This window comes from uncultured Alsobacter sp. (genome assembly GCF_945952055.1).
Taxonomy (GTDB): Bacteria; Pseudomonadota; Alphaproteobacteria; order Rhizobiales; family Beijerinckiaceae; genus Alsobacter.
Genome location: NZ_CAMFHB010000104.1, coordinates 1 through 3308 on the forward strand (window position 1 = coordinate 1; position 3308 = coordinate 3308).

Sequence of the window (3308 nt, forward strand, 5' to 3'; positions counted from 1 at the left end):
CATCCCGGCCGCGTTCCTCGCCGTGCCCATGTACAAGACCATGGGCATGTACGGGTTGCTGAACAACGACTGGGCACTCGTTCTGGCCATGGCGACCATCGCTTCGCCGTACGCAATCTGGATCCTGCGCCAGGCGTCGGACAAGCTGCCGGTCGAACTCGACGAGGCGGCAATGATCGACGGCGCCTCGCCGTTCCAGCTCTTCCGCATGATCTACCTGCCGCTGATGGTGCCGTCGCTGATCGCCGTCGGCACCTATGCGCTGCTGCTGGCGTGGAACGAATATCTCTATGCGTTCCTGCTGCTCTCCAAGAACACGGCCATCACCCTGCCGGTGGCGCTGGGCAACTTCCTCTCGGCTGACGATTCGCCGTGGGAACTGCTGATGACGGCGGGCTTTCTCTACGCGCTGCCGCCGGCGGCGATCTACTACGCCTTCCGCCGCTACATGTCGTCGGGCCTGACGGCCGGCGCGGTGAAGGGATGACATCGTGCCCTGAGGTCGAGCGCCTCACGTGGGGACGGAGGCGCATGCCGTCGAGCCTGGTCGGGATCGAACAGTGATCGACAGCGCGATCGACGATGGAAGCCGCCGGACTCGCGCAGCGGCCACGGCGTCATCGTCAAGCGCGAGCAGCTGTTTCGATCGGGCTCAGGCGCGGGCGGGCTGAAGGGGAACGCCCGAGACGGCATGCGCGGCCAGCCGCTTGCGATCCTTTTCGGGGCGGATGAAGAGCAGGCCGACGAAGCCGCCGACGAGCAGCAGTCCGCCGAGAATGACATAGCCCTGTTCGTATCCGGCAAGAGGTGTCGCGGCATTCTGGATCATGGATCCCATGATCTTGGGCGCAAGAATACCGGCGAAGGTCACGACCGAGTTGGTGATGGCCAGCATCGCGGCGCGCTGCGGGTGCGGGGTGAGCTCGCTGATGATCATCGGCAGGACCACGTAGATCGTGCTGCCGATGGCGGAGCCAAACACCAGGAAGGCGATCTTGAGAGCGTCCGTCGGCATGGCGCCGACGAATGGGAGCGCGCACCCGCCGGCGACGATCGCCATGCACGGCAGCACGCCGCGACAGATGCGACTGGAGACACCCTTCTTCTTCAGGCGCTGTGAGATGTAGCCGCCGCTCAGAACGACCAAGGCACCGAAGACCCATGGCAGCACGGTGAGGTTGCCGCCGAGCTTCTGGCTGAAGCCGAGGCCCGCGACCAGGTACGACGTGAACCAGGTGAGGCCCAGCGCCAGACCCCAGTAGCTGGCGAAGCCCGCGGCGCAGACGGCGAGGATGGTGGGACAGGTGAGGAGGTAGCGATAGGGCACGCGCTCGTTGCCGTCGCCGGTGCTGACCGGCCGGTCGACCAGGGTGCCTTCGCGACCGAAGACCAGCCACAGCACGGTCCAGACAAGGCCGGCGATGCCGAGTGCCCCGAAAGCCCAGTGCCAGGAGTAGGTCCCGATGATCCAGTTGAGCAGGGGGACGGCGATGATGACGCCGAAGGCGGATCCCTGGGCGATGACGGCGGTTGGCAATCCGCGCAGGGAGTCCGGAAACCACTTGTAGATGGCGTGGGTCGCCACCGGGCCGGCCGGGCCTTCGCCGGCGCCCAGGATGACGCGGCACACGATCAGCGTCTCAAGGCTCACCATGCCCAGCATCGGAAACTGCACCAACGACCAGATGATCGCCATGACCAGCAGCGTGTGCTTGGTCTGTACGCGGTTGGAGATGAAGCCGACGACGATCGCCGAGACCGCGAACAGCAGGAAGAACGCCGAGCCGATATCACCGAACTGCTCGGGCGTCAGGCCGAGGTCACGGGTGAGGGGGACGGCCGCCAGTCCGACGACGACCTTGTCGGCGAAGTTGATCAGCATGAAGAGGAAGAGCAGGGCGGTCATGCCCCAGGCCCCCTTGAGGGGCCGGTCCTGGACGGTCACTTGGGTGTTTCTCCTCGGCGTCCTGTTGACCGGACGCGCGTTCCCATCTGACGGAGACGCCGCCGCTACGTCAAGGAATGACGGGACCTTTCGCGGTTCGCGACGCGCGCCGCCAATCTCTTGCGATCGACTTCAGGGCGAATGAAGAGCAGGCCGATGAGGCCGCTCACCAAAAGGAGGCCACCCAGGATGGTGAAGCCGTCGTCGTAGCCGGCGAGGCGCGTCGACGCGTCCTGAACGACGACTCCCATCGCGAAGGGCGCGACGACACCGCCCAGGGTCATGACCGAATTCACGATGGCCAGCATGGCGGCGCGTTGCGATTGTGGGGTCAGCTCGCTTACGACCAGGGGCACGACGACGAAGATCGTGCTGCCGATTGCGGTACCGGCGACCAGGATCGCAAGCTTGAGGTCGGGCACGGGCGTAAGACCGATGAACGGCAGGATGCAGCCGCCGGCCATGACGGCGACCGACGCGAGAGCGCCGCGGGAAACCCGGCTCGAGACGCCGCTTCCCTTCAGCCGCTGTGAGAGCCAGCCACCGGCGAGCACGACCACCAGGCCGGCGATCCAGGGCAGGACGCTGAGATTGCCGCCGAGCGTCTGGCTGAAGCCCAACCCGTCGACGAGGTAGGGGGTGAACCAGGTGAGACCGAGCGCCAGTCCCCAGTAGCTGGCGAAACCCGTGCAGCAGGCCGCCAGGATGGTGGGGCAGGTGAGGAGGTCGCGGTATGGGACGCGGACCTCGCCGTCGACATGGGTCGCCACCGGAGGGTCGACCAGCGTGCCTTCGCGGCCGAAGAAGAACCACAGGAGGCTCCACAACAGGCCTGCAATGCCGATCGCGCCGAAGGCCCAGTGCCAGGAATGGTGGACGATGATCCAGTTGAGCGCCGGCACCGCCACGACGACGCCGATTGCCGAGCCCTGCGCCACCACCGCCGTGGGGACGGCGCGCAGCGAATCGGGAAACCACTTGTAGAGCGCATGCGTGGCCACCGGGCCGGCCGGCCCCTCGGCGGCGCCGAGCAGGACCCGGCAGGCGATCAGCACCTCGAAGCTCACCAGGCCCAGCATCGGAAACTGCAGCAACGACCAGAAGATCGCCATGGCGAGCAGCGCGTTTCGCGCCGGGATGCGATTGGCGGCGAAGCCGACCAGGATGGCGGAGAAGGGGAAGAGGAAGAAGAACGCCGAGCCGATCAGCCCGAACTGCTCCGGGGTGATCTTGAGGTCCTCCATGATCGGCTTGGCGGCGAGGCCGACCACCATCTTGTCGGCGAAGTTCACGAGCATGAAGAGGAAGATGAGAGCAGTGATTCCCCAGGCCCCCTTGAGGGGCCGATCCTGAACGGCCACGC

General features: G+C 66.2%; 3 protein-coding genes. 1 reads left to right on the forward strand and 2 read right to left on the reverse strand.

Annotated features, from left to right (window positions below; translation table 11 throughout):
• The coding region (locus Q0Q47_RS31060; RefSeq protein WP_293869052.1) for a carbohydrate ABC transporter permease at positions 1-487 on the forward strand (487 nt) is incomplete at its 5' end.
• Positions 488-652: 165 nt separating this feature from the next.
• Here Q0Q47_RS31060 and Q0Q47_RS31065 read toward each other — a convergent pair.
• Together Q0Q47_RS31065 and Q0Q47_RS31070 are read right to left on the reverse strand one after the other, a co-directional pair.
• Positions 653-1945 carry an MFS transporter gene (locus Q0Q47_RS31065; RefSeq protein WP_366915292.1) on the reverse strand — a complete coding sequence of 431 codons (1293 nt, stop codon included), beginning with the start codon at positions 1943-1945 and terminating at the stop codon, positions 653-655.
• Between the two features lie 65 nt (positions 1946-2010).
• A complete protein-coding gene (locus Q0Q47_RS31070) occupies positions 2011-3306 on the reverse strand; it encodes an MFS transporter (RefSeq protein ID WP_293869054.1) in 1296 nt (431 codons plus the stop codon).
• Between the last annotated feature and the right edge of the window lie 2 nt (positions 3307-3308).